Raw genomic sequence first — 26,487 nt, 5'->3', positions numbered from 1 at the left:
CCGCATGGGGTGGAGGAGGGGAGATGCCGCGTCGCGACGCGTTCCGACTGCCCCGACACCCGGCGTCCGTCGCCCTGGCCCGGCACCGGGTGCGTGAGCACCTCGTCGCCTGGGGTCGGACCGCGGGAGACGGCCCGCTCGACGACACCGTGCTGCTCGTCTCCGAACTCGTCACCGAGGCGGTCCGCCACGGGCCCCTGTTGGAGCGGGAGTTCGAGGTCGCGATCACCGCGCTCGCCGACGGCGGCTGCTTCATCGAGGTCACCGACGAGAACGGGACCGTGCCCGGCGCGGCGAACCGGGTCGACGGTCCCGGCGCCGGCCCCGCGCGCGGGCGGCGGTTACTGGAAGCGCTCGCCGAAGTGTGGGGCGTCTGGCACGGGGGGCGGCGCGGAACGACGGTGTGGGCCCTGGTCCCGTCCCGTCAACTCCCCCTGCCCACGGCCCCGGACGGCGGTGACGACAGTGACGAAGGCGACGACGGTGACGACGGTGATGACGGGGGCGACCAGGGCGGCGACGGTCACGGTGTGGGTGTCGATGATGTGGGGGAGGGTGCCGGCGCGGGTCCGGCCTCCGGAGCGGGCGCGGGGCCGCTCGCCGAGGAACCCCCCGACGCCTCGTCCCGGTAACCCGTGCCGCCGGGCCCCGCGGGCAGGGCGACCACGACCGCGAGCCCGCCCCCGGACCGTCTGCGCACCGTGACCCGTCCCCCGTGCGCGTCGACCACCCCCCGGACGATCGCCAACCCCAGCCCGCTGCCCGCTCCGCCGCCCGCCCGGAAGAAACGGTCGAAGACCCGTACGGCGTCCTCCTCGGCGAGCCCCGGACCCCGGTCCTCCACCGTCACCGTCACCGTCTCCTCCGTCCGCCGGACCGACAGTTCGACGGACGCGTCCCGCGGAGTGTGCACCCGCACGTTGCCCACCAGGTTCCCCAGCACCTGGCGCAGCCCGGACTCGTCCGCGTGCACCAACAGCACCCCGTCCGCCCGTACCGTCACGGGCCGCTCCGGCTGCTGGACCCGGAGGTCGGCCGCCGCGTCCCGCACCAGGGCGCACACGTCGGTGTTCCGCATCCGCAGTTCGGCGCGTTGGTCCAGCCGGGCGAGCATCAGCAACTCGTCGACCAGCCGGTGCATGCGGTCCACCTCGGAGTTGATCCGCGACCAGGCCCGCTCCCGGTCGTCGGGCGCGTTCAACATCCCCCGGTCGAAGAGCTGGAGGTAGCCGCGGATCGCCGACAGCGGGGTGCGCAACTCGTGCGAGGCGTCCGCGACGAACTGCCGCAACTGTTCGGCGCTGCGCTCCCGGGTGGAGTAGGCCGTCTCCACCTGCTGGAGCATCGAGTTCAACGCGAGCCGCAACTGCTCCACCTCGGTGGCCGTATGACGGCTGGACGGCACCCGCCGGGTCAGGTCCCCGTCGGCTATCGCGGACGCCGTCTCGACCATGTCCTCCAGGGGCCGCAGCCGGTGGTGCACGCCGATCATCGTCAGCACCGCGAGCAGCCCCAACAGGACCGTGCTCATCCCGAGGTCGAACTTCACCGCCTTGCGGATGTTGGTGTGGATGAAGCCCGTGGACCCGGCCAGCACCACCGTCGTCCCGTCGTCCAGGGTCGCCGCCGTCGCACGGAACGGCTCGCCGTCCAAGGTGACGTCCACCGGCCCGGCGGCCCGGGCCAGCCGCACCGGGTCGTCCACGGCCGCCGCGAGATCGCGTTGACGGCCGGTCGGCTCCAGCCCGGCGACCCGGATCGCCGCGCCGGACGCGTCGACGGCGACGAACTGGAAGTCCGAGTGCGGCAGCAGCCCCCGGTCGTCGCTGTCGGGCGACAGTTCGTCGAGGGCGATGCCCAGGGTGCTCAGCGCCTCGATCTGCTGCACGGTGAGGCTGGACCCCGCGATCGAGTCGCGCGTCGAGGCCAGTTGTTTGTCGATGGTGTCGAGGAAGAAGTGACGCATCCCCATCAGGCTCACCACGCACGCCACCGCGATGGCGCACATCAGCAGCGCCACGTTGACCAGGGTCAGCTTCGCCCGCAGCGAGTGGGCTCCCCGGTGCGGGAAGCGGCGCCAGGAGGAACAGTGGGTCACCGCCGGGCCCTCAGGTGAGCCCGTAGCCGACGCCGCGCCGGGTCGTGATCAGCGGCGGCCCCAGGGTCCCGAGCTTGCGCCGCAGATAGCTGATGTACGTCTCGACGACGGTCGACTCGGCCGGGTGCTGGTACTGCCACACATGGCGCAGCAGTTCCTCCTTCGGCACGATCTGCCCGGCGTTGCGGACCAGGAAGCGCAGCAGGGCGTACTCGGTGGGGGTCAGCTGGGTGCTGTGGGCGCCCCGGCGCACCGTGTACGTCGTCTCGTCCAGTTCCAGGTCGCCGTGGCGCAGCGGCGCGCGCCGGGGCAGGACGTCCGCTGGGCGGGTGCGGCGCAGCACGGCGGTGATCCGGGCGACGACCTCGTCGATGTGGAACGGCTTGGTGATGTAGTCGTCGCCGAAGCCCAGCGCGCCGACGACCTCGGCGGGCGCGTCCCGCGCGGTGACGAAGACGATGCCCGCCTCGGGCAGCGCCGACCGCAGTTCGCGCCCCAGTTCGCGGCCGTCGCCGTCCGGCAGCATCACGTCGAGCAGGACGGCGTCCGGGCGGACGTGTTCGGCGAGGTGGCGTGCCTGGCGGACGGTCGCGGCGGTCGACACGTCGAAGCCGTGGAAGCGCAGGGCGATGGACAGGACGTCGGCGATGCTCGGCTCGTCCTCCACGACGAGGACCCGCGCCCCTCGAACGTCCGTGCGGGGCGACTGGCTTGACTCGGTCATTCCCTCAGTATCGGTCGGCGCCGTGCCGTGCGGGCGGGTCGAAGCTGGGAGTTCCTTGTGAACCCTGGCAACCACCTGGGAGTCCTGGGGATCGGCTGGGGGCCCTGGGAGTTGTCTGGGAGCCCTGGGAGTTGGCTGGGGATCGCCGTCCGGACCTCCCCGCGGGGGTGCCGCCCGCTCGATGCTGGGCCCCTGACCCGGGGGAACGGAACGACTTCCGGGTGACGGTCGGGGTCGCCGCACGGGCACCCGCGGCCGTCGCCCGGACAACAGAAGGAGCGGACGACGTGACGGCATTGGCGCGCTGGTGCTACCGGCACCGGCTGGTGGTCCTGGTGCTGTGGGTGGGGGTGTTGTTCGGCGTGGGAGCGGTCGGCACCTCGGCGGGCAGCGACTACTCCAACGACTTCGCCCTCCCCGGGACGGACTCCACCCGGGCGAACGAACTGTTGGAGAAGGCCCGTCCGGGCGGCGCCGGGGACGCCGGCACGGTGGTGTGGCGGGTCGCCGACGGCTCGGTGCGCGACGCGGACGTACGGTCCCGGATCGAGCCGGCGCTGCGCGAGATCGCCGGCATGGACGGCATCGGAGCGGTCAACGGCCCCTACGGGGACGAACCGGGTGCCGCCGCCCGGATCAGCGAGGACGGCCGCACCGCCTACGCCGAGGTGGCGTTCGCCCAGCGGGCGAACTCGGTGCCGACGGAACTGGCCGAGGCCGTCGTCGACACCGCGGGGGCGGCCGCGGGCGACGGCCTGCGGGTCGAGGTGGGCGGAGAGGCCATCGCCCGCATCCAGCAGGCCACCGGCGGGACCTCCGAACTCGTCGGCATCGCCGCCGCCGCGGTCGTCCTGTTCCTCGCCTTCGGCTCGTTCTTCGCGATGCTGCTGCCGATCGTGGTCGCCGTGTTCGGCGTCGGCATCGGGCTGTTCAGCACGATGCTCCTCAGCCACGGCACGGGCATACCCGACCTCGCCCCGCTGCTGGGCTCCCTCGTCGGGCTCGGGGTCGGCATCGACTACGCCCTGTTCATCGTGACCCGGCACCGGCGGGCGCTGCTCCAGGGCGAGGACCCGGTGACCTCGGTGGGGGTGGCCCTCAACACCGCGGGGCGCGCGGTCGTCTTCGCGGGTGCCACGGTCTGCATCGCGCTCGCGGGCATGCTCGTGATGAACCTGCGCTTCCTGGACGGGGTCGTCATCGCGACGACCCTGACCGTGGTGCTGAGCGTGCTGGCCGCCGTCACCCTGCTCCCCGCGCTGCTCGGGTTCCTCGGACCCCGGGTGCTCAGCCGCCGCCAGCGCCGCCGCCTCGCCGAACAGGGACCCGAGCGGGGGGCCGCCAACGGGCTCGCCGTGCGCTGGTCCGCCCAGGTGCAGCGGCGCCCGAGGTCGCTGATAGCCCTCGCCGTGGTGGCGCTGACCCTGCTGGCGCTGCCGGTGCTGTCCCTGCGGCTCGGCGCCACCGACCACGGCAACCACCCGGAGGACCAGACCACGCGCCAGGCGTACGACCTGCTGGCGGACGGGTTCGGTCCGGGCTTCAACGGTCCGCTCATCGTCGTCGCCGAGGACGCGCGGCCGGACGCGGTGCGACGGTTGACGGCGCGGGTCGAGGGCGACGAGGGCGTGGCGCGGGTCGTCGCCCTGCCTCCCGCGGGCGGCGTGTCCCTCGTCCAGGTCGTGCCCACCACCTCACCGCAGTCCTTGGACACGGACCGGCTGATCGACCGGCTGCGCGACGACCACCTGCCGCAGGCCGGGGTGGACGGCCACGTCGGCGGGGTGACGGCCGTGTTCAAGGACTTCGCCGAGAAGACGGGGGAGCGGCTGCCGTACTTCGTCGCCGCGATCGTCGGTCTCGGTTTCGTCCTGCTGCTGATCGCCTTCCGGTCCCTGCTCGTCCCGCTCACCGCCGCGGTGATGAACCTCGTCGCGGCCGCGGCGTCCTTCGGGGTGGTGGTCGCCGTCTTCCAGTGGGGTTGGGGCCTGGAACTCATCGGGCTCGACCGCTCGGGGCCCATCTCGGCCTTCCTGCCGGTCATCATGCTCTCGCTGCTGTTCGGCCTGTCGATGGACTACCAGGTGTTCCTGGTCAGCCGGATGCACGAGGAGTGGATGCACACCAAGGACAACGCACGGGCGGTACGGGTCGGGCTCGCGGAGACCAGCCGGGTCATCAACTCCGCCGCGCTCATCATGATCTGCGTCTTCCTCGCGTTCGTGCTGAGCGGCGACATGCAGGCGGTGGTGGCGGGCTTCGGGCTCGCGGTGGCCGTGGCCGTCGACGCGTTCATCCTGCGCACGGCGCTGGTCCCCGCGTTGATGCACCTGATGGGGCGGTCCAACTGGTGGCTGCCCGGCTGGCTGGACCGGCGGCTGCCGCACCTGGCGGTGGAAGGCTCCGAGACGCCGTCGGGCACGGGTCCGGCGGGTGCCGGTCGGTCGGGTGTCGCTCCGGCGGCCGGGGGCAGTGCGGTGCACGGTTTCGTCCGGACGGTGGAGGGCGGACCGGTGGCCGGCGCGGTGGTGACCCTGCGGTCGCTCGACGGCGACACGCTCGACCGGGTGCGGTCCCTGGCGGACGGCTCCTACCTGCTCGCCGCGCCCGCGCCCGGAGCGTACGTGCTCGGCGTGACGGAGGAGGGCGGTGCGGAGCACACCCGGCGGGTGACGACCGGTGACGGTCCGCTCGTCCAGGACGTGGAGCTGGCGGAGGACGGCGCGGACGTGCACTGACCGCACGCCACCGGGCGATCGACGGGGCGGTGGGGGGTTCCCCCGCCGCCCCGTCGGCCCGTTCGCCCGGTACGTTCGGTCAGGTGTGCGACGTCGGCTCCGGGCCCTTGCCGGCCGCGGGCCCGTCGAACGGCGGCCCGAAGTCCGTGAACAGTTCGTGGACCTCGCGGACCAGGGGTCGCAGCAGCCGGAAGCGCGCCAGCCCCACCGCCCGCGCGGTCAGTCGGGAACCCCGCGCGGCCAGCCGCCGGCTCCGCTCGCGCCCCTCGGAACGGTCGAACACCCAGTACAGGACCAACCCCATCTGGGAGAGCCACAGCAGCTCCGGCAGGACGTCGGCCAGATCCTCCGGGACCTTGGTCTTCGACCCGGCGAGCACCTGCCGGTGGGTCTCGATCGCGGCGTCCCGGGCCGCGCGGGACTCCGGGGAGAAGGGGCTGAGCGGACTCTGCGGGTCGGCCGCGTTCTTGAAGAACTGCGCGGCGAACTCGTGGTACGGCTCGGCGATGTCCACCCAGGTGGTCAGTACGCCCGCCAGCCGGGCGTGCAGGTCGGTCTCCCGGGCCAGGATCGGCTGGACGGCGGCCTTGTGCTCCGCGGAGATCCGGTCGTAGACCCCCTGGACCAGGTGTTCCTTGCCGTCGAAGTAGTAGTACGCATTGCCTACGGAGACCCCGGCCTCCTTGGCGATGGCCCGCATGGTCGTCTTGTCGTAACCGCGCTCCTCGAACAGCCGGAGCGCGGTCTGAAGGATGAGCGCGCGGGTCTGCTCGCTCTTCGCCGTCCGCTCCGCGTTCTTCTCCGACTTCTCCGGCTTCCCCGGCTTCCCCGGGTTCTTCTCCGCGTGCGGGGTTCCCCCGTCGCCCCCCGGGACGGGGGCGACGGACGGCTGCTTCGTCGGACGATCGTTGTCTGCGGACACGGTGTCAGAGCCTAGTCAGTGGAGCAGGTGCCATCGGCACAGGTGGGCGGCGCGGGGGCCGGCGGCACGGCCCCCGTTCCTGCCGGGTTCGCCCGCGGGCCGGGCGGGTCTCCCACGTGCACCCAACCCGCGTCGTTGCGGTACTCCCAGCCGGCCATGGTGGTGCGGGCGGGCCCGGCCCCGCGCACGGACCCGGTCCGCCCGGCCGCGCCACCGGCCCACGCGTACCCGGGGCGCCCGTCCCGCCCCCCGACGGGACGGACACCCCCCGCCCGCGCCCGCTGGGCGAACAGGGCCTCGCGGTACTTGGAGGCCGCGATCACCGCGCCCTTGGCGAGCTTGGCGCCCTTCGGGGTGCTGAGCCGGTGCGCCGTCGGGCGGTACTCGGCGAGCGCCCACAGGCACACCACCCAGGCGTTGGCAGCGCGGTAGACCTGGCCGCCGTCGGCGACGACCGTGATGTCCACGAGCGTCGACCCGTGGTCCAGCGCCGGGAACCTGCGCCGCGCCTGCTCAGACCCCGCCGGGACGAAGTCCAGGGGGACGAGCTGCGGCTGGCGGCTCAGCCAACCGCGGAGGAAGGTGCAGAGCGGACAGTTCGCGTCGTACAGGACGGTGAGTCCGCGCACGGCCGGCGGCCGGGGGCGCGCGGCCCGCGCGGGCGCGGTCGGTGGCGCTGCGGACACTGCCGGGGCGGTCGGCGGCGGTGCGGGGTCCTCGGTCACGGCCGTCACGCCTTGCCGGTGGGCGCGGCCCACGGGCCGCGGTCGGTGTACTCCTGCGGCGGCACCGGGGGGAGCTGCTCCCGCTCCATGACGCCCCGCCGGCGGATCTTGTTCAGCACCCACACATTGGCGAGGTGCAGCACCCCGAGCACCAGCAGGACGACGCCGAGCTTCGTCGACAGCGCCTCGAACACCTCGCGCACCTCGGTGATCTCGTCGTCCTGGGTCAGGTACAGCGCGACGAACCCGAGGTTGACCAGGTAGAACCCGACCACCAGCAGGTGGTTGACGGCGTCCGCCAGTTTCTCGTTGCCGTGCAGGACGTCCGCCAGGAAGATCCGCCCGTTGCGGCTGAGGGTGCGCGCGACCCAGACGGTCAGGCCGATGCTCACGACGATGTAGACGAGGTACGCGATCCACGTCAGGTCTTGTCCCTGATCCACGGTCCCCACCCCTCTCCGGTCATGGCCGTGTCCGGCCACAACGCTTCTTGAACGTGTTCAAAAACGCTGACAGTGGAGACTGTAGACCTGCTTTTGAACGTGTTCAAGTCCGGGGGTGGGTGGTCCGGGAACGCTGAAGACCGCCCGGACGGGAGTCGTCCGGGCGGCCTTCGGGTGTTCGGGCCTTCGGGTCTTGGTCGGGATGGCGGGCGGTGCGGCGTGGTGTCAGCATCGCCCGCGGAGTTGGCCGCCCAACGCCAGCGGCCCGCCCCCGTCCCCCCAGCCGTGCGCTACTCGCTGACGTACCTGCCGTAGGCGAGCGCACTGGCCGGCGAGGGCAGCCCCAGCTTGCGGGGCGTGAGCGCGGCGGAACCGCCGGCCCCCGCCCCCGGCAGCAGCCACACACCCCCGGAGCCCGCGTTCTCGCCGGGTGAGCCGACCGCCAGGTCCACCCGCCCGCGCCCCCCGTACGCACCGAAGGCCACCGCGGCACCGAACGCGTCACGCGCCTCCGCGACGCCCGGCACCCGCGGGGTGTTCTGCTGGAGCCCGACCGAGTGGCCCTCGCCCCGCGCGTCCACCAGCCCGGTCGGGCCACCGAGTAGGAGGGTCGCCGCGCCGGCCCCCGCCCGGGTGCCGATCGCCTCGCCGGGGGCGCCGGCCACCAGGTCGTCCCGGCCGTCGCGGTTGACGTCGCCGACGGCGAGCGCGGCGCCGAAGCGGTCACCGACCTCCGCGACGCCCGCCACGCCCACCGTGTCCTGGTTGAGGGTCTGTCGGCGGACGCCGAAGCTGCCGGGTGCGGCGTCGCCGTAGTGGACGTGGATGCCGCCGCCCTTGGCGACCGCCTCGGGCCCGCAGGGGTCGTCGATGTTCTCGTCGGCGATCTCCCGACACTCCCCGAGGGCCAGGTCGTCGCTGCCGTCCCCGTCGAAGTCGCCCGCGGCGAGGGCGGAGACCCCGGCGTTGTCGGTGTTCCAGGTGTTGGCCATGGCCTGCTCGTTCGCGTCCCAGGCCCACAGCCGCACGTGCGACTGGGTGAACGGGCTGTTCTGCGTCCAGTACCCGACGGCCAGTTCAGCCGTGCCGTCCGCGTTGAAGTCGCCGGTGGTGAGGGCAGGGGCACGGCCGCCCATCGGGGCGGTGAGGACCGTGCCGGCGAGGCCGTCGGCGGTGCGCAGGACCACTTTGTCCTTGCCGCCCACCACGAAGTCCTTGTTGCCGTCGCCGGTGAGGTCGGCCGTGGCGAACGCCAGACCGTACGCCGCGTACGGCGAGCGGCCGGTGGTGACCACGGAGCCGTGACCGGGACGACCCCGGGCGCCGCCCACCACGGTGACTGAGCCCGCGTCCGTGCCGCCCCCGTTGACGTCCTCGCCGGGGGCGCCGACGAAGAGCTCCGCGATGCCGTCGCCGTTGGTGTCCACCAGGGCCACCGACGCGCCGAAGCGGTCACCCTTCTCGGGGACGCCCGGGACCTCGCGGCTGGCCTGGGTGATGCGGATGTTGCCGTGCGCGCCGAGACCCTTCCGGCCGCCCCAGACGATGTTGACGTAACCCGCCTTCGCCTTGCCGCCGACCGTGCCGTCGGGCACGCCGACGGCGAGGTCCGCGTAACCGTCGCCGTTGAAGTCGCCGTCGGGCAGCGCAGGAGCGGCTGCCGAAGCGGGGAGGGTCAGCCCCGCGGTGGCCGTGGCGATGACGGCGATTGCTGTGACGTACGTCCGTAACCGAATGCGCACGGGGACTCCAAGTCGTCGGAGGTGGCCGATTGTTGACCCGTAGGACATCCGGGGGGCCACGACGGTTGTGGTGGGTGTGCGACCGCCGTGTGGCCCCTCCCGCGGACCCGCCGGTCGGCCGGGGCGCCGGCGCGTGCGGCCGGCGCCCCCGAGGCCCGGTCACCGCCCGTGCGACTCCCCGAACCAGCGCACGATCGCCGATGTGGCCGCGACGTTGGACCCCAGGTGCCGGGAACCGCGGTGGTCGACGGCGCCGACGTCGATGACCGGGGCGTCCACCCCGTTGCCGAGCAGCGCCGTCCGGCAGCGGTCGGTGTTGGCGGTGACGGCCTGCTCGTCCCCGGTCGCCACGTACAGGCGGACGGGGGCCCGCGGGACCCAGTCGGTGCACACGGCGTCGGTCTCGCGCAGTGCCGCGGCCAGGCCGCCGGTCGGCCGGGCCAGCAGGTCGCGGCCGTGTTCGGTCAGCAACGCGTCCAGGGTGCCCGGCGTCCCCCGCATCAGTTGCTCACCGGTGTGGGCGCCGTCGAACAGCGCCTCGACGGTGCGGTCGTAGGGCGCCCGGAACACCTCGCCCGGATCCTCGTACACGGGGTGCAGCCGGTTGAACGCCACCAGGGTGTAAGCCGCGTACACCACACTGGACTTGGGGTCCAGCTCGCCCGCCAACAGCGCGGGCAGTTCCGTGCCGCCGAAGTCGTACGCGCCGCTGACCGGGGCCAGCGCGCCCAGCCGGAACCAGCGGTCCGCACCCGCCTCCAACGCCCGGCCGAGCCCCAGCGCCGCCGACGCGCCCTGCGAGAAGCCCGTCACCAGGACCTCGCGCTCCAGCAGGTGACCCGTGCGGGGTGCGAAGGCGCGGGCCGCGCGCAGCATGTCCAGGGACGCGGTGGTCTCCGATGCGATGTCCATCCAGGGGTGCAGGCCGGGGCCGGTGCCCATCCCGAGGTAGTCGGGCCCGACGGACGCGGCACCGGCCGCCGCGTACGCGATCACCGGCGCGGACACGAACGCCGCGCGCCGCATGGACGGGGAGTCGTCCTTGTGACTGCCGGTGCCGTGCGCGAAGGACACCGCCGGCAGCCGCACCGGGCTGCGCAGCGGCACCGCGAACAGCCCGCTCGCGGTGGTGGGTCGCCCGTGCGGATCGACGGTCCGGTACTCCAGCCGGTACGCCACCACCCCGTGCCGGACGTCGACGTCCCCGAACCCGGCCGCGGTCAGCTCCGCGGTCACCTCCCGGGGGGTCGCGAGGGTGTACAGCCGCTCGGCGGAGACCAACGAGCCCCGGCCCCGCCCTTCGTGGACCGTCGACACCGGGGCGGAGGGCTGGGCGTGGGCGGTGGGGGCGACGGTGCCGGCGGCGGTCAGTCCGGTCAGTCCCGTCAGCAGGAGTCCGCAGCACAGGGCGGCCCCGCGTCTGCGGGGACGACGGGGGGACCGGGGCGCGGTCGGCGGTTTCGGGGACGTGGGAACGGGCACGGTTTCTCCCAACTACGTGATCACCAGGACCCGTTCAGCCTGGTGCGGCACGCGTTCCACCGCACTGGAGCGGTCCCCCCCGATCACCCTGGTGCCAGCCCCCGCCCCGGCACCGGCCGGATGCCCCACTTGTCGGCTTCCACGGCAATCGCGGCTCCTCCGGCGCCGCCGACGTGGGAAGTCGCACGGAACGTAGGGTTATTCTGCGTGCGCTGCACCGTCCGCGTGGCGGGCCCGCTCGCCCCGCCGTTCGGTGGCGGTGGCCCGTACGGGTACGTCCCTCACTTCAGCTAGGAGAACCGTGACCCCTCGGATAGGCAGCGCCGCCCCCGGCGGGCTGACCCCCGCGGAGCTGCTCCGTGCCGATCAGCCCCTGCCCGGCGGCGAACCCTCCGGTGCCGATCCGCTGGCCGATGACGACGCCCTGGACGGGGCGCGGGTCCTCGACGTGCGGATGGACCCGGGGGCCGCGACCGGCGCCGTCCTGTTCGACCTGCGGGAATCCGTCGCGTACCCCACGGCCAGTGCGGGGCTGCTCGTGGTGCGGGGCGTGCGGGAGTTCCCGTACGCCGTGGCCGGTCCGGATGCGGTGTCCGGCCCGGTGTCCGTCGTGTCGAGCACCCCGATCGACGGGGACGACGCGTTCGCCCTGCGGATCGGCACCGCCCCGTACGCCGCGGTGCTGCTCGGTGGTGAGAGCGCCGAGTTCCATGTGCTCGACGTGCCCACGATGCAGCCCGCCGCCGACGAGCACCTCGACGGGGAGCGCGCCGTTTCCGGGCGCCCGCTGCCCGACTGGGACACGGAGTGCACGGTGCTCAGCGTGTTCCACCGCAAGCGGTCCGCCGGCCCTGCCTGACCCCGCGCACGCACGAGGGCCGCCGCACCCCCCTTCCGGGGAGGCGCGACGGCCCTCACACGTGTCGTCGGACGAAGCAGGTCGGACGAAACGCGTCAGACGAAGCAGGTCAGACTAGGCGGCTCAGAAGCGGCGCGTGATCAACGCCCGCTTCACCTCCTGGATCGCCTTGGTGACCTCGATGCCGCGCGGGCAGGCGTCCGTGCAGTTGAACGTCGTGCGGCAGCGCCACACGCCGTCCTTGTCGTTGAGGATCTCCAACCGCTGCTCGCCGGCCTCGTCGCGCGAGTCGAAGATGAAGCGGTGGGCGTTCACGATGGCAGCCGGGCCGAAGTACTGGCCGTCGTTCCAGAACACCGGGCAGGACGAGGTGCACGCCGCGCACAGGATGCACTTCGTGGTGTCGTCGAAGCGCTCGCGGTCCTTGGCGGACTGGAGGCGCTCGCGGGTCGGCTCGTTGCCCGTGGTGATCAGGAACGGCATGACGTCGCGGTACGCCTGGAAGAACGGCTCCATGTCGACGATCAGGTCCTTGAGGACCGTCAGGCCCTTGATGGGCTCGACCGTGATCGGCTTCTCGGGGTTGATGTCCTTGATCAGCGTCTTGCACGCCAGCCGGTTGCGGCCGTTGATGCGCATCGCGTCCGAGCCGCAGATGCCGTGCGCGCAGGAGCGGCGGAACGTCAGGGTCCCGTCCAGGTCCCACTTGATCTTGTGGAGGCCGTCGAGGACCCGCTCCTTGGGGTCGATCTCGAACTGGAAGTCCTCCCAGGTGGCTTCCGCCGACACCTCCGGGTTGAAGCGCCGGATGCGGAACGTGACCGTGATGAGGTGGGAGGCGGCGGCCTCGGCCTCCACCTTGTCGAGTACGGGAGTTGCCATCAGTACTTACGCTCCATCGGCTGGTAGCGGGTCTGGACGACCGGCTTGTAGTCGAGACGGACGGTCTCGGAGCCGGCGGCGTCGACCTCGCGGTACGCCATGGTGTGGCGCATGAAGTTGACGTCGTCGCGGTTGGGGTAGTCCTCGCGGTAGTGACCGCCGCGGGACTCCTTGCGGGCCAGCGCGGAGATGGCCATGACCTCGGCCAGGTCGAGCAGGTTGCCCAGCTCGATGGCCTCCAGCAGATCCGTGTTGAACCGCTTGCCCTTGTCCTGCACGGACACGTTCTTGTACCGGGCGCGCAGTTCGGCGATCTTGTCGACGGCCGTCTTGATGGTCTGCTCGGTGCGGAACACCATCACATTGGCGTCCATCGTCTCCTGGAGCTCCTTGCGCAGCTCCGCCACCCGCTCGGTGCCGGTGGAGGCGCGCAGGTGCTCGACCTGGTCGACGACGAGTCGCGCCGGGTCCTCCGGCAGGTCGACGTAGTCGGCCTTCGCGGAGTACTCGGCGGCGGCGATGCCCGCCCGGCGACCGAAGACGTTGATGTCGAGGAGCGAGTTGGTGCCCAGCCGGTTGGCGCCGTGCACCGAGACGCAGGCGACCTCGCCGGCGGCGTAGAGGCCCGGGACGACGGTGGTGTTGTCCGACAGCACCTCGCCCTCGACGTTCGTCGGGATGCCGCCCATGGCGTAGTGCGCGGTCGGCTGGATCGGGATCGGGTCCGTGTAGGGCTCGATGCCGAGGTAGGTGCGCGCGAACTCCGTGATGTCCGGGAGCTTGGCGTCGAGCTGCTCCGGCGGGAGGTGCGTGAGGTCCAGGTACACGTGGTCGCCCTCGGGACCGCAACCGCGGCCCTCGCGGATCTCCGTGTAGATGGAGCGGGAGACGACGTCACGGGACGCCAGGTCCTTCATGACCGGCGCGTACTTCTCCATGAAGCGCTCGCCGTCCTTGTTGCGGAGGATGCCGCCCTCACCGCGGGCGCCCTCCGTCAGCAGGATGCCCATGCGCCAGATGCCGGTCGGGTGGAACTGGAAGAACTCCATGTCCTCCAGCGGCAGCCCGCGCCGGTACACGGCGGCCTGGCCGTCGCCGGTCAGGGTGTGCGCGTTGGAGGTCACCTTGAAGAACTTGCCGGTGCCGCCGGAGGCGTAGATCACGGCCTTCGCCTGGAAGACGTGGATCTCACCGGTGGCCAGCTCGTAGGCGACGACGCCCGCGGAGTGCTTGACCCCGTCGATCTCGGTGATCAGCTGGTCGAGGACGTAGAACTCGTTGAAGAACTCCACGCCCTCCTTGACGCAGTTCTGGTACAGCGTCTGGAGGATCATGTGGCCGGTGCGGTCGGCCGCGTAGCAGGAGCGGCGGACCGGGGCCTCGCCGTGGTTGCGGGAGTGCCCGCCGAACCGGCGCTGGTCGATGGTGCCGTTCGGGGTGCGGTTGAACGGCAGGCCCATCTTCTCCAGGTCGAGGACGGCGTCGATGGCCTCCTTCGCCAGGATCTCGGCGGCGTCCTGGTCGACCAGGTAGTCACCGCCCTTGACCGTGTCGAAGGTGTGCCACTCCCAGTTGTCCTCCTCCACGTTGGCGAGCGCGGCGGCCATGCCGCCCTGCGCGGCGCCCGTGTGGGAGCGGGTGGGGTACAGCTTGGTCAGCACGGCGGTGCGGCTGCGCTTCGTCGCCTCGATGGCGGCGCGCATGCCGGCGCCGCCGGCGCCGACGATGACGGTGTCGTACTTGTGGATCTTCATAGCGGTTGCCTCAGCCCCGTGCCTAGCGGATGTTCGGGTCGAAGGTGAAGATCACCAGCGTGCCCAGCAGGATCGTGAACACCGTGGCGGTGTAGAGCAGGCCCTTGAGCCACAGTCGGGTGTTCGGGCGCTCGGCGTAGTCGTTGATGACCGTGCGGAGGCCGTTGCCACCGTGCAGCATCGCCAGCCACAGCATCACCAGGTCCCAGGTCTGCCACCACGGCGAGGCCCAGCGGCCGGCCACGAAGGCGAAGCCGATCTTGGAGACGCCGCCGTCGAGGACGAGCTGGATCAGCAGGTGCCCGAGGACGAGGACGACGAGGACGATGCCGGACAGGCGCATGAACAGCCACCCGTACAGCTCGAAGTTCCCGCGCGTCGACTTCGGCGTCTTGCCGGTGCGCTTGCGGGGGGCCTCGATGACGGGGGCGGGGTTGTCGGCGCTGTAGAGCGGGGCGCCTTCGACGGCGCCGACGCCGGACGGGCCGGACTGTGCGGAGAGGTCGGTCGACATGTGCGTCAGCTCCCGAAGACTTCACGGACGGCGTGGCCGAGCACGGGGTACAGGGCCCCGATCATCAGCACGACCCAGATGCCGACCACGGTCCACAGCATCTGCTTCTGGTAGCGGGGACCCTTCGACCAGAAGTCGACGGCGATGACCCGCAGGCCGTTCAACGCGTGGAAGAGGACTGCGGCGACGAGGCCGTATTCCAGCAGCGCGACGAGGGGCGTCTTGTAGGTGGCGACGACCTTGTCGTACGCCTCGGGGGAGACACGCACGAGGGCGGTGTCCAGCACATGGACGAACAGGAAGAAGAAGATGAGGACACCGGTGACTCGATGAGCCACCCAGGACCACATGCCTTCCCGGCCGCGGTACAGCGTTCCAGCCGGCACGGAAGAACCCTCCGGGAGCGGGGATCAGGGCCTGCCGGCTTGGGGTGTCGGTCGGGCCCGGCCGGGTACGGTCCACCGGCCCCGGCCATCGTAGCGACGAGTTGTCGGAACGTTCACGCCGGGCCCGGCGGTGTGATCAAACAGGCAATCAAACTGGCACGTACGGGCTATCGAGAAGGCTTTCCGGCACCGCTCTCAGGGGGGTCAGAGCGGCAGTTTTCGGCCATTTTCGGTCAAATCCCTGCTGTGGTGTATCCGGTCAGGGGGCGCGTCCGTACGGGGGTTCGAGCTCCGGGGGCGGGGAACCGGGGCCTCGGGTTCCGTTCGCGTCACCCTCCGTCGCGCCCCGGCCGGGCGTTCAGCACCAGTCGGGCCAGCCGACCGCGGGCGATCCGGCGCAGTTCCTCGGTGGTGAGCGCCCGCTCGTCCTCGCGGTCGTTGCCGAGCCGCGACCGGATCGCGGTGAGCACCCGGTCGAGGGCCTCCTCCGGCGGGCAGGCGTCGAGGCAGAGCAGGAAGGCGTGCCCGAACCGGCTCTCGTAGGCGGCGTGCGCGGCGCTCAGCGCGGTCCGTGCCGCGAAGTGGCCGGGCCGCGCCGTGCGCTGGGGCGTCGTGGCGGTCTCCCCGGTGAGCGCTTCGGCGAGATCGGCGTCGGTGAGGTCGTAGGCCGCCTCGTCCGCGGCGGCGAGCAGCGCCTCCAGATCGGGGTAGGGGCGGTGCGCGGCGAGCCGGGTGGCCCAACGGCGACTGGCGCAGCAGCCGCGGAACGCGGCGAAGGCGAGGTGCGGGGCGCAGGCGTTCAACCAGGTGAGGGTCGCGGGCGCGGCCGGAACGGGGGTGCGCTGGGCGGGTGGTGGGGCGGCGCGGCCTGGCGGTCGGAGGGACCCGTGGGAGGGCAGCGTGGCTCCTAGCGGAGGACGGCGGGGCCGGGTGGGGCGGCGGCGCCCGGTGTCGGCGGGTGGGCCGGGTGTCGGCGGGTGTGCCGGGTGGTGCGGGCGGCACGGGTGAGGTCTGCGCGGCCACGCTAGCGACCCGGGGCCCGGGGGCGTCCGACGGGTGCGTGCATCTCACTCGAACGGAAGAGTTCGGCCCCGCCGGGATGACGCGCGGGACGCATGACCGCGAGCCGATGATAGGGACGCGGTCGGGGTGCGGTGCACCCGGGGGTGGGGGAGGGTCGTACGCATGAACGAGGCACGACCGGGGGTTCCGACGCGGCCCCGTCCACGTACGCGACCCCGCCGGACGGCGCGGGGCCGCGTACCTGTGCAGGAACGCGTACCTGTGCTGGGTCGCACGTCCAGGTGGGGCCGTGCTGCGCGGCCGGGGCGCACGTCCAGGTGGCGGCGTACCCCGCGGCCGGGTCGCGCACCCGGGTGGGAACGGACGCCCGTGCCGGGTCGCCCGCCCCGGCGAGGTCGCCCACCGGAGCGGGTGGCCGCGCCCGGGCCGGACCGCGTACCCCGGTGGGGCCGCCCACCCGGGCGGGTACGTGCACCCGGGGTGGGACCCGCACCAATGCGTGTTCACGCCCCGGGGGAGGAACGCACACCCGGGCCGTGTTCGGTTCCCGCGCCGGGTGGCACGTCTGGCCGGGGTCGGACACCGCGACCGGACCGCGTACTCGCGCCGGGCCACGTACCCGAACGGGACCACCCCACCGGGCGGGAACCCACCTTCCTGCCGGGGCGTGCCCCTGCGTCAGTCGGCGCATTCGGACGGGGTCGCCCGCTTGCCGTGCCGGTTCGCGTACTCGCGTGGAGTCGCCCACTTGCTGTGCCGGTCGGTATACCCGGGCGGGGGCGTACCCCTGTCGTGCCGGTCGGTGTGCCTGGGCGGGGGCGTACCCCTGTCGTGCCGGTTGGCATACCCGGGCAGGGGTGCACACCTGCCGTGCTGGTGGGCGTAGCCGGGCGGGGTCGCCCGCGTGCGCGGGAATCCGCACCCGAGCCGGGGCGCGTGCCCGGGCGGGGACGGGCGCCGGCCCGTGAGCGGACCGGGGCGGACACCGCGCGTACGCCCGCGGACGTACGGGGGTCGCGATGAGCGGTGCGGGTGGTGACGGCTCCCGTTCGCGCCCCCGGCGCAGAACCGTCCTCGTGCTGGTGGTCGTCCTCGCGGTGCTGGCCGCCACCGCCGGCGTGCTGCTCGCCCTGTGGCCCGGGGACGACGGCGACGGCACCCCGTCCGCCGACTCCCCCGCGGCCCCGACCGCCACGCCCACCGAGGGCGGGACGCCGAGCGCCAGCCCCACCCATCCACCGTCCCGGGCCCCGCGCACCATCCCCGCGGTCCGCGAGCACACCTCCGCCCGGGGCCCCGGCTGGCGGCCCGCCGCCGGCGCGCGGCTCGTCGTCACGGACCCCGCGCTCGACGACGAGGGCCGGCTCACCGCCGACGAGTTGGGAGTCGCGTACGCGGGGCAGGACCCGGCCGGACACGGGGACGTGGAACTGTCCCTCGGCGGCGGGGGCGGCCCCGAGTCGTACACGATGACCGTGCGGGACGAGCGGGTGCGGATCGAGGGACCCACCGAGCGGGGCGTGTTCTACGGCACCCGCACCCTCAAGCAGGCGGTCCGCGACGCGGGCACCGCCCCCGAGGGCGTGGTGCGGGACGAACCCGCCAAACCCCGGCGCGGCTTCCTGCTGGACACGGCGCGCAAACCGTACGCCGCCCGCTGGATCGAGGACCGGATACGGGAACTGGGCGACCTCAAGTTCAACGAACTGGGCCTGCACTTCTCCGACGACCAGGGCTTCCGCATCGCCTCCGACAGCCATCCGGAAGTGGTGTCCCGGGACCACCTGAGCAAGGACGAGGTCCGCCGGATCGTCGCGCTCGCCCGCAGCCGGCACATCGACGTGGTGCCGGAGATCGACTCGCCCGGACACCTCGGCGCGGTGATCGCCGCGCACCCGGACCTCCAACTGCGCGGCACGAACGGTGCCGCGCCGCCCGGCGCCGTCGACATCTCCCGGCCGGCCGCCGCCCGGATCGTGGACGAGTTGCTGCGCGAGTACGCGGAACTGTTCCCCGGTCCCTACTGGCACGTCGGCGGCGACGAGTACCCGGCCCTCTTCTCCAGCGACCCCGCCGCCCGCTTCCCCCAACTCGCCGCGGCGGCCCGCGAACGGTACGGGGCGGACGGCACCGTGGAGGACCTGGCCACGGGCTGGCTGGACGACCGGGCGGCGACCGTCCGCAAGCTGGGCCGCGAGCCGCGCGCCTGGAACGACGGCTTCTTCCGCGACGGGGTGCAGCCCGCCGACGACATCGAGGCGGCGTACTGGACCGGCAAGGAGATCGGGGCCCGGGAGCCGACCGCGTACCTGAGCACCGGGCGCGAACTGGTCAACTACAACGACGAGTACCTCTACTACGTCCTGGGCGAGCCCAACCAGTTCACCTACCCGACCGGCCGGCGGATCTACGAGGAGTGGACCCCGCTGGTGGTGCGCGGCACCCGGCCCGTCGACCGGCGCTACGACCGGCAGATCCTCGGCGGGGTCTTCGGCGTCTGGGGCGACTTCCCGAACGCGCAGACCCCCGAACGGATCGCGGCGGGCATCCGGATGCCGTTGCGGGCGACCGCACAGAAACTCTGGGACGCGGGGCGACCACCCCTGGCCTGGAACGAGTTCGTCGCCCTCGCGGACCGGGTCGACTGACCCGGCGGGACCGGCGGGGGCGCACGGGACACACCGGCCCTTCCGGCGACTTGCCGAAGAGACAGGGCTGCTCCAACGTCCAGCCGTGGATCGACAGGAGCCCGGTCCCCACCCGGCCCGCCGCCCCGGCACCGCGGACCCGGTTGACCGCCCGGCGAAGAATGGCGCGTACAGGTTCCTCCTCGGGCGGATGCCGTACGCACGGGTCGACGCATCGGTGGCGGCGGTGACGATCATCGCCGTACGCGCCGGGTCCCGCGGGGGAGCGGGGCGCGGGTGCATAGCGGGGTGAAGCGGGCAGGTCGGGCGCCCGTTCGACCGGGGAACGGTTCCGCCCGTGTCCGCGACCCACCGAAACCGCGCTTTGGGTGGCGGACGGCCCGAGCAGTGTGGTGATCTGGTCGGCGCCCGTGAGTGGCGGGAATCGAACGGGGACGGGGAGGCCGGATGGGCTACTGGGGCTACTACGTCGTGGGCCGGGGCGAGCAGCCGCTCGACGGCACGGACGCGCTCGCCGCCGTCCGGGGCGAACTGGGGCTGTTGGAGCGGCGCGCCGACGGCTGGCAGGTCTGGGAGTGCCGGGACGGTGGGGAAGGCACGTCGATCGGCAGCATGAACGCCCTTGCCGCGGAGACCGGGGCGCCGGCCCTGTTCGGATACGTCATGGACAGCGCGTGCGTCGTGGTGGAGGCGGCCGCACCGAGCGGCGGCGGCTGGACGGCCTGTCTCGACCGGGCGTCGATGGCCGACCACATCGGCGGGGACGAGCGGGCCCTGGAGGACTACTTCCTGGTGCCCGAGGACGCCGCGGACCGCGCCGTCGCCTGGGCCGCGGAAGCCGGGATGACGGTGACCGCCGCACCTCTGGTCGAGGTGCTGAGCGCCCCCGCGGAACCGTCCGCGGAGGAACTCTTCTTCCGCTTCCTGGAACGTCTCGGAGTGGTGCGACTGTGACGCCGGCGGCGCGTCACACGCAGAAGGGACACGTGCGGACGCCGAGAAGAGGGCGCCCCGCCGCTGGCACGGGAGGCACCATGAGCCTGGTCGAACTGATCGCCGGGGCGGACGCGAGAGGGCTCGCCGTGAGCGGCCTCGCCTGCCTCGACCGCTGCGTGCCGCTGCTCGGCGGTGACGACGAACTGCTCCGCCCCCTGTGGGCGAGTCTCGGCGATGCCGGCGACGGCGCGCCCGGGGCGGACGCGGCCACCTGGGGTGAACGCCTCGACCGTGTCCGGACCGCGCTGACGGAACGAGCCGCCGCTCAGGACGGGAACGGGGACGGCGACAGGGGCGAGGACGGGAGCGGGAGCGGGAACGGGGACGCGGTCGGGGATGAGGTGGTGCGGCGGGCCCTGGCGATGCTGAGCGCCGCGCCCGCCGCGCTCCCCGAGGAACTCCGGGACGGGGCGTCGACCGACACCCGACTGCGGAGGTGGGCGGACGACTGCTCGGTGGCCGCGCTCCGCATCCATCTGCTGCTCGACCCCGGTCCGGGCGCGGACCTCCCGGCCGGTGACGCCCCCGAGGGCGGGCCGGACGATCCGCTCACCGCACCCCGTGCGGACCGCGGCGGTGAACTGCCCCCGCTGGCCGACGCCGAACTGCGTCGGCAGGTCGCGGTCCTGGAACTGCTCGCCGCGCGGGGGGCCGGGGGTCTGCGCCAGGCGCACGCGGTGACGACCGAGGGGCGGCGGGTGCTGCGTGCCGTGGTCTCCCGACGGTCCCGTGGCCGGAACTGAACGGCTCGGCGCCCGGTGCTCCGGGCCGCTCGTGGGGCCGGCGGTGGCCGGTTCACGACGGTGGCCGCGGTGGTCGGCCGGGCGGTCGGCGGACCGGGCGCAAGGCCGGTCCGCTGCCTGTGGTGCGCCGGCGCACGGGGGTGGGGCACGGTGGGAGCACAGGGCGAAGAACGCCTGAAGAAGGCGGAACGACGGCGGAACGAGGGTCGGAACGCGGCCCGGCAGCAGGCACGAGCGAAGGGGAGGGAACCCCAGTGAAGGCAACGACCGGGGCCGCCACCCCCCACAGGAGAGGCCCCGGTCGCCGCACGGCACGGGCCGCGCGGCGGCCCGTAACTACTACTGCGCCGGAGGCTCGATTTGTGTCACACCCCACTCCTCCGACCAATAGTTGCGCCTTGTACAAACATGGACGTGGACGCATTTCAGGCCGTAGCGTGCTTTTCGCGCCGAGTGCGGGCCATCGACGTCCGCGGTCATTCAGGGACCGCAACCATGGACGGAAAAACCAGGACGGTGAACAGCCGACTCCGCGAGAGCGGGGCCGGTTCGGGCGCGAAGAGGGAGTGCGTTGAGTGCTGGGGGACGACGCGGAGTTGACCGCCGCGCTGCTTGCGGCTCAGCACGGGGATGACGGGGCGTTCCGAACGGTGTACCGCTCGGTGCATCCGCGGCTGCTGGGATACGTCCGGACACTGGTCGGTGACCCGGACGCCGAAGACGTGGCCTCGGAGGCGTGGCTCCAGATCGCGCGCGACCTCGACCGGTTCAGCGGCGACGCCGACCGCTTCCGGGGCTGGGCGGCGCGCATAGCCCGCAACCGTGCGCTCGACCACATACGCATGCGGGGCCGCCGCCCCGCGATAGGCGCCGACGAGACCGAGCTGACCGGGAAACCCGCCGAGTCGGACACCGCGGGCGAGGCCATGGAGGCGCTGGCCACCAGCCGGACGCTGTCCCTGATAGCCCGGCTCCCGCAGGACCAGGCCGAAGCGGTGGTGCTGCGGGTCGTCGTCGGGCTCGACGCGAAGACCGCGGCACAGGCCCTGGGCAAGCGGCCCGGCGCCGTCCGCACGGCCGCCCACCGGGGGCTGAAACGTCTTGCCGAACTGCTCGGTGACGAGCCCGAAGAGGAGGACCCTGCGCCCCCGGGACGCCTCGATGCGGTGCCCCGGCCCCGCCGCCCGCACCCACGAGCGGCCATGCCGGCGGGTGTGACGCATTCGCGAACGCGGACGCAGAAGGACATGTGATGCCCGACGAGCAGGACCCCTGGCTTGACCGAGAGGTGGCGGAACGCCTGCTGCGGGGAGAACCCCCGAAGGACGTCGACGAGCACTACCGCGAGCGGGCCGAACGCCTGGCCGGGCTGCTGGACGCGCTGACCGCGCAGGCCCGCGGGCCCGCCCCGCAGGACGCCCCCCGCGAGCGGCCGACCGGTTCGGGCCCGCCGGACGCCTCCGGCGAGGAGGTCCTGCGCATCGGGTTCCCCGACCCGGACGGCCCGACCCGTACGGGGAGCGGCCCCGCGGGCGCCGAACTGCCGGGCGCCGAGCTGCCGGGCGAGGCGGCGGCGCTGGCCGCGTACCGCTCGTCGCGCGCCTTCCGGGGCGCCGGTGCCGCCCGCCCCGAGCCCGGGGGCGCCGCACCAGGACCGGACATCACCATCGGACTGCCCACGACGGTTCGGATCGTCGCCGGTGCGCCGACGCACGGGCGGCGCCCCGCCCGCTGGGCGCGTCCGGTGCGGTTCGCGCTCGCGGCCGTGCTCGCCGCGGGCATGGTCGGCGGGGTCGCGGTCGCCACCGGGACGGGGGTGCTGCCGACACCGTTCGAGGACCAGTGGCAGGGGCCCGCAGGTGTCGCCGGCAGGACGCCCGCGGTCGAACCCTCGGCCGCTGCGTCCCGGAGCCCCGTCCCGTCCGGCCGTGACCGGTCCGGTGGCGGTTCGGCCGGTGCCGCGTCCGAGTCGCCGCCCCGTGCGTCCGGCCCGCCCCGCTCCGGTTCCCCGGACCGCACCGCTCCACGGCACCACCAGCACGACGACGTCACGGCCCGGATCATCGTCGACTGCCGACAGCGCCGGGCGGGCGAGCTCGATGCCGAGGGCGTCCGGCGGCTGGAGCGGGCCGCCCACGGCGCGGCCCGGGTCGCCCGGTTCTGCCAGCGGTTCCTCGACCTCGACCGCAAGGCCACCGGCGGGTCCGATGACGAGGAGGCCACCGGACCCGCGGCACGACCCGGTTCGCGGGACGACGACCGCGACTCCGGCACCGGCCGCCGCGGGGACGACGGCCCCGGGAACGGCAAGGACCACGACGGCGACCACGACCACGACGACCGCGACTCCGGTGGCGCCGACGGCCAGGGCGGCGACGACGGCCGGGGCGAGGGGCGCGGTGGCTGCCGGGACGCGAACGGCCGGTACGGCGGCGCCGGTGGCACGGGTGGAGCCGGCGGGGCCGGGGGCAACGGGGGCAAGGGGAAGGGCAACGGCAACGGCGAGGGCAACGCTGACGACTGTGGTGCCGCGCCCGGACCCCGCCGGGGCGGCGGGGGCGTGGTCGGCGGAGGGCTGCCCGGAGGCGGTCGCCCGCCCGGGGCCACGACCCGTCCGGCGCCCGGGACCGGTGCCGAGCCGACCGGGCCCGCGCCCACCCGCCCCGTGCCCACCGGGGCCGCGCCCACCCCGCCCGCGGCGACCCCCGCGGCCTACGTCCACCCCTGACCCGGGCGCACGAACCGCCTCGGCGTGCCGGCATCGGCTCGCCGGAGCGACGAGTACCGGCCACGATATGGGCCGTTGTTCGTCCGTTATGTCCCAACGGAACCGGTTCTGACCTGCACGGTTCTCGTCAAGGTGGAGAAACTTTCCGCCAGGTGTGACGTTTTGCCGAGCGATGGCGCAGTATCAAGTGAGCCGACTGGTCATCGGCCCTGCGCGAGCCGGGGTTCCCCCCGTACCTACGGCTCGGCGCCACCGGCGCGGGCGGGACATGTTCCCCCGGTCCCGCCCGCGCCACTGTGGATCACCCGGCCCCCGCGATCGCCCGCCGCTCACCAGTGGACGACGACCCCGTCACCGACGCGGACCTCGTCGAAGAGCGCCGCGATCCCGGCCCGGTCCCGTACGTTCACGCACCCGTGCGAGGCGCCCCCGTACCCGTTCGCCGCGAAGTCCGCCGAGTAGTGGACCGCCTGACCGCCGCTGAAGAACATCGCGTACGGCATCGCGGTGTCGTACAGCGTCGACCGGTGGTCCCGGGACTTCAGCGTCACCCGGAAGGCCCCCTCGCGGGTCGGGGTCACCGACCCGCCGAAGCGGACGTCCAGAGTGGTCCGCACCTTCCCGTCGACCATCCAGCGCAGGGTGCGTGAGGTCTTGCTGAGGCACAGCACCCGGCCCGTCAGACAGCGCGGGTCCGGTCGGTCCGGGTCGTCGGCCGGGCGGGCCCGTTCCGGGTAGAGCTCCGCGGGCCCCGGTCGGGACGTCATCGCCGTCAGCCGGGCCCAGGTGACCGTGTCCACCGCGCCGGTGCCGGGCAGTCCCCGTTTGCCCTGGAAGCCGCGGACCGCCGCGGCCGTCAACGCTCCGTACGTCCCCGTCGGCGCCGCGGCGAGCCAACCGACCGTCCGGAGCCGGGCCTGGAGCCCGCGCACCGCGACCCCGGAGTCACCCACCCGCCAGAGCACCTTCGGCGGCGGCGCGGACGTCCGGGGCACGGACGGCGCAGACGGCGCGGACGGCACGGGCCGGGCGGCCGGCGCGGACGGCGTGGGTCGGGTGGACGGCGGGTCGCCCGGTGCCGTCGGGGCGGCAGCAGCCTCCGGGACCGCCGTGCCGGAGGGGGTGCGGGAGGTCGATGCGCCGGGCCCCGCGGTCCGGGCCGCACCCGGCGTCCGCGGCGTGCACCCGCCCGCCACGCTCACCGCCACGAGGGCCGCGAGGACCGGGACCACCACCCGCCGCGCCCCCACGGGCCCCGCGCTCCGGCCGGTGCCGCCGCCCGGCCCCACCAGATGTCGTCGCATGCCCCTCCCCCTTCGGTGCCCGCGCCCACACCGGTTCCGGTTCCGGTGCCGGCCCTCAGGGGGATGCTCCCCACGGCCGGGTGGTCGTGAACGCGGGCGGATTCCGTTTCCGGCCCGCATGCTGACAGGAACACACCGGTGACCTGCGGGAGGTGCGGGAATGGCGGCGCGCGAGTCGGAGTCCGGTCTACCCATCGAACCGGTGTACGGCCCCGAGGCGCTCGCGCACTGGGACCCCGACCGACAACTCGGCCGGCCCGGCGCCTACCCCTACACCCGGGGCGTCTACCCCACGATGTACACCGGCCGCCCCTGGACCGTGCGCCAGTACGCGGGCTTCGGCACCGCCGCCGAGTCCAACGCCCGCTACCGGCGCCTCATCGAACACGGCACCACCGGGCTCTCCGTCGCCTTCGACCTGCCCACCCAGATGGGCCACGACAGCGACGCCCCGATCGCCGCCGGAGAGGTCGGCAAGGTCGGCGTCGCCGTCGACTCCATCGAGGACGTACGGGCGCTCTTCGACGGCATCCCGCTGGACCGGGTCTCCACGTCCATGACGATCAACGCCCCCGCGGCCCTGCTGCTGCTCCTGTACCAACTGGTCGCCGAGGAACAGGGCGTGCCGGGCGACCGGTTGACGGGCACGGTGCAGAACGACGTCCTCAAGGAGTACGTCGCCCGGGGCACGTACATCTTCCCGCCCGGCCCGTCGCTGCGGCTGACCGCCGACCTCTTCCGCTACTGCCGGACGGAGCTGCCCCGCTGGAACACCATCTCCGTCTCCGGCTACCACATGGCGGAGGCCGGTGCCTCACCCGCGCAGGAGGTCGCGTTCACCCTCGCGGACGGCGTCGCCTACGTCCGCACGGCCCTCGCCGCGGGGATGACCGTGGACGAACTCGCGCCCCGGCTGTCGTTCTTCTTCGTCGCGCGCACCACCCTCCTCGAAGAGGTCGCGAAGTTCCGGGCGGCCCGACGGGTGTGGGCGCGGCTGATGCGCGAGGAGTTCGGCGCCCGGGACCCCAAGTCGCTGATGCTCCGCTTCCACACCCAGACCGCCGGTGTGCAACTCACCGCACAGCAGCCCGAGGTGAACCTCGTACGGGTCGCCGTCCAGGCCCTGGCCGCCGTCCTCGGCGGCACCCAGTCCCTGCACACCAACGCGTTCGACGAGGCCATCGCCCTGCCCACCGAGAAGTCCGCCCGTCTCGCGCTGCGTACCCAACAGGTCCTCGCCCACGAGACGGACGTCACCGCGACCGTCGACCCCTTCGCCGGCTCCTATGCGGTGGAACGGATGACCGACGACCTGGAGGACGAGATCACCGACCTCATGCGCCGGGTCGAGGACCTGGGGGGCGCGGTCGCCGCCATCGAACAGGGCTTCCAGAAGGGCGAGATCGAACGCAACGCCTACCGGATCGCCCGGGAGACCGAATCCGGCGACCGGATCGTGGTCGGCGTCAACCGTTTCGCCCTGGACGCCGAGGACCCCTACGAACCGCTGCGCGTCGACCCCGAGATCGGCGCCCGCCAGGCCCGTCGGCTGGCCGCCCTGCGCGCCGAACGGGACCGCTCCGCGGTGGAGCGGGCCCTCGCCGAACTCCGCGCGGCCGCCCGGGGATCGGCCAACACCCTGTACCCGATGCGGACCGCGCTGCGCGCCCGCGCCACGATCGGTGAGGTCTGCGGGGCCCTCCGCGAGGTGTGGGGCACGTACGAACCCACCGAACGCTTCTGAGCGCGCGGGTCCGGCGGCGGCGCGCACCGAGC

Annotated in this window: 22 protein-coding genes; 9 read left to right on the top strand and 13 right to left on the bottom strand. The window is 73.5% G+C overall.

Going from position 1 to position 26,487, the window contains the following annotated elements; translation table 11 throughout:
* Positions 1-23: 23 nt before the first annotated feature.
* Entirely contained in the window at positions 24-632 is a 609-nt protein-coding gene (locus ACFYOU_RS02390; RefSeq protein WP_391302884.1) for an ATP-binding protein, read from the top strand.
* Here ACFYOU_RS02390 and ACFYOU_RS02385 read toward each other — a convergent pair.
* Together ACFYOU_RS02385 and ACFYOU_RS02380 are read right to left on the bottom strand one after the other, a co-directional pair.
* Positions 524-2,098: an ATP-binding protein gene (locus ACFYOU_RS02385; protein WP_391302882.1), complete on the bottom strand. Its 1,575-nt coding sequence runs from the start codon at positions 2,096-2,098 to the stop codon at positions 524-526. The genes ACFYOU_RS02390 and ACFYOU_RS02385 overlap by 109 nt on opposite strands.
* Before the next feature lie 10 nt (positions 2,099-2,108).
* On the bottom strand, positions 2,109-2,822 hold the full coding sequence (locus tag ACFYOU_RS02380) for a winged helix-turn-helix domain-containing protein (protein WP_391302879.1): 714 nt from the start codon (positions 2,820-2,822) through the stop codon (positions 2,109-2,111).
* 296 nt (positions 2,823-3,118) lie between these two features.
* Here ACFYOU_RS02380 and ACFYOU_RS02375 point away from each other — a divergent pair, with 296 nt between their 5' ends.
* Complete coding sequence (locus ACFYOU_RS02375) at positions 3,119-5,560, top strand: MMPL family transporter (RefSeq protein WP_391303767.1); 2,442 nt, start codon at positions 3,119-3,121, stop codon at positions 5,558-5,560.
* A 79-nt stretch (positions 5,561-5,639) separates the two neighbouring features.
* On the opposite strand, the gene ACFYOU_RS02370 is transcribed toward ACFYOU_RS02375, so the two are convergent.
* The 5 genes from ACFYOU_RS02370 to ACFYOU_RS02350 all read right to left on the bottom strand — a co-directional run bounded on the left by ACFYOU_RS02370 (position 5,640) and on the right by ACFYOU_RS02350 (position 10,874).
* The gene (locus ACFYOU_RS02370) at positions 5,640-6,314 is read right to left on the bottom strand and encodes a TetR family transcriptional regulator (protein WP_391303766.1); all 675 of its coding nucleotides are present in this window, start codon (positions 6,312-6,314) and stop codon (positions 5,640-5,642) included.
* Between the two features lie 179 nt (positions 6,315-6,493).
* A complete protein-coding gene (locus ACFYOU_RS02365; protein ID WP_391303765.1) occupies positions 6,494-7,111 on the bottom strand; it encodes a DCC1-like thiol-disulfide oxidoreductase family protein in 618 nt (205 codons plus the stop codon).
* 101 nt (positions 7,112-7,212) lie between these two features.
* Entirely contained in the window at positions 7,213-7,650 is a 438-nt protein-coding gene (locus ACFYOU_RS02360) for a hypothetical protein (RefSeq protein WP_389761880.1), read from the bottom strand.
* Between the two features lie 290 nt (positions 7,651-7,940).
* Entirely contained in the window at positions 7,941-9,392 is a 1,452-nt protein-coding gene (locus tag ACFYOU_RS02355) for an FG-GAP-like repeat-containing protein (protein WP_391302877.1), read from the bottom strand.
* Positions 9,393-9,551: 159 nt separating this feature from the next.
* On the bottom strand, positions 9,552-10,874 hold the full coding sequence (locus tag ACFYOU_RS02350; RefSeq protein ID WP_391302875.1) for a lipase: 1,323 nt from the start codon (positions 10,872-10,874) through the stop codon (positions 9,552-9,554).
* A gap of 301 nt (positions 10,875-11,175) precedes the next feature.
* Here ACFYOU_RS02350 and ACFYOU_RS02345 point away from each other — a divergent pair, with 301 nt between their 5' ends.
* Positions 11,176-11,733: a hypothetical protein gene (locus ACFYOU_RS02345; RefSeq protein ID WP_391302873.1), complete on the top strand. Its 558-nt coding sequence runs from the start codon at positions 11,176-11,178 to the stop codon at positions 11,731-11,733.
* Between the two features lie 123 nt (positions 11,734-11,856).
* Here ACFYOU_RS02345 and ACFYOU_RS02340 read toward each other — a convergent pair whose 3' ends face one another.
* The 5 genes from ACFYOU_RS02340 to ACFYOU_RS02320 form a co-directional block, all read right to left on the bottom strand.
* On the bottom strand, positions 11,857-12,615 hold the full coding sequence (locus ACFYOU_RS02340; RefSeq protein WP_389761867.1) for a succinate dehydrogenase iron-sulfur subunit: 759 nt from the start codon (positions 12,613-12,615) through the stop codon (positions 11,857-11,859).
* Positions 12,615-14,369 (bottom strand): succinate dehydrogenase flavoprotein subunit, encoded by a 1,755-nt coding sequence (gene sdhA, locus ACFYOU_RS02335; protein ID WP_389761865.1) that lies wholly within the window; start codon positions 14,367-14,369, stop codon positions 12,615-12,617. The genes ACFYOU_RS02340 and sdhA overlap by 1 nt, the downstream gene beginning before the upstream one ends.
* Before the next feature lie 22 nt (positions 14,370-14,391).
* The gene (locus ACFYOU_RS02330) at positions 14,392-14,883 is read right to left on the bottom strand and encodes a succinate dehydrogenase hydrophobic membrane anchor subunit (protein ID WP_391302871.1); all 492 of its coding nucleotides are present in this window, start codon (positions 14,881-14,883) and stop codon (positions 14,392-14,394) included.
* A 5-nt stretch (positions 14,884-14,888) separates the two neighbouring features.
* On the bottom strand, positions 14,889-15,269 hold the full coding sequence (gene sdhC / locus ACFYOU_RS02325) for a succinate dehydrogenase, cytochrome b556 subunit (protein ID WP_351249482.1): 381 nt from the start codon (positions 15,267-15,269) through the stop codon (positions 14,889-14,891).
* Positions 15,270-15,598: 329 nt separating this feature from the next.
* Positions 15,599-16,072 carry a 2-oxo-4-hydroxy-4-carboxy-5-ureidoimidazoline decarboxylase gene (locus tag ACFYOU_RS02320; protein ID WP_389761863.1) on the bottom strand — a complete coding sequence of 158 codons (474 nt, stop codon included), beginning with the start codon at positions 16,070-16,072 and terminating at the stop codon, positions 15,599-15,601.
* Positions 16,073-17,311: 1,239 nt separating this feature from the next.
* On the opposite strand from ACFYOU_RS02320, the gene ACFYOU_RS02315 reads away from it, so the two are divergent.
* From ACFYOU_RS02315 to ACFYOU_RS02295, 5 genes are all read left to right on the top strand, one after another.
* Positions 17,312-18,940 carry a family 20 glycosylhydrolase gene (locus ACFYOU_RS02315; RefSeq protein WP_391302868.1) on the top strand — a complete coding sequence of 543 codons (1,629 nt, stop codon included), beginning with the start codon at positions 17,312-17,314 and terminating at the stop codon, positions 18,938-18,940.
* A 447-nt stretch (positions 18,941-19,387) separates the two neighbouring features.
* On the top strand, positions 19,388-19,894 hold the full coding sequence (locus ACFYOU_RS02310) for a hypothetical protein (protein ID WP_391302866.1): 507 nt from the start codon (positions 19,388-19,390) through the stop codon (positions 19,892-19,894).
* A gap of 80 nt (positions 19,895-19,974) precedes the next feature.
* The gene (locus ACFYOU_RS02305) at positions 19,975-20,679 is read left to right on the top strand and encodes a hypothetical protein (protein WP_391302864.1); all 705 of its coding nucleotides are present in this window, start codon (positions 19,975-19,977) and stop codon (positions 20,677-20,679) included.
* A gap of 575 nt (positions 20,680-21,254) precedes the next feature.
* Positions 21,255-21,932: an RNA polymerase sigma factor gene (locus ACFYOU_RS02300; RefSeq protein ID WP_389761857.1), complete on the top strand. Its 678-nt coding sequence runs from the start codon at positions 21,255-21,257 to the stop codon at positions 21,930-21,932.
* Positions 21,932-23,407 (top strand): hypothetical protein, encoded by a 1,476-nt coding sequence (locus tag ACFYOU_RS02295; RefSeq protein WP_391302862.1) that lies wholly within the window; start codon positions 21,932-21,934, stop codon positions 23,405-23,407. Before ACFYOU_RS02300 ends, ACFYOU_RS02295 begins: the two co-directional genes overlap by 1 nt.
* Before the next feature lie 329 nt (positions 23,408-23,736).
* On the opposite strand, the gene ACFYOU_RS02290 is transcribed toward ACFYOU_RS02295, so the two are convergent.
* A complete protein-coding gene (locus ACFYOU_RS02290) occupies positions 23,737-24,711 on the bottom strand; it encodes a L,D-transpeptidase family protein (RefSeq protein ID WP_391302859.1) in 975 nt (324 codons plus the stop codon).
* Between the two features lie 160 nt (positions 24,712-24,871).
* On the opposite strand from ACFYOU_RS02290, the gene ACFYOU_RS02285 reads away from it, so the two are divergent.
* A complete protein-coding gene (locus tag ACFYOU_RS02285; RefSeq protein ID WP_391302857.1) occupies positions 24,872-26,455 on the top strand; it encodes a methylmalonyl-CoA mutase family protein in 1,584 nt (527 codons plus the stop codon).
* The last annotated feature ends 32 nt before the right edge of the window (positions 26,456-26,487 follow it).

The sequence above is a fragment of the Streptomyces sp. NPDC005955 genome, from assembly GCF_042871255.1.
GTDB lineage: Bacteria > Actinomycetota > Actinomycetes > Streptomycetales > Streptomycetaceae > Streptomyces.
This window is presented reverse-complemented; position numbering and strand designations above follow the sequence as displayed.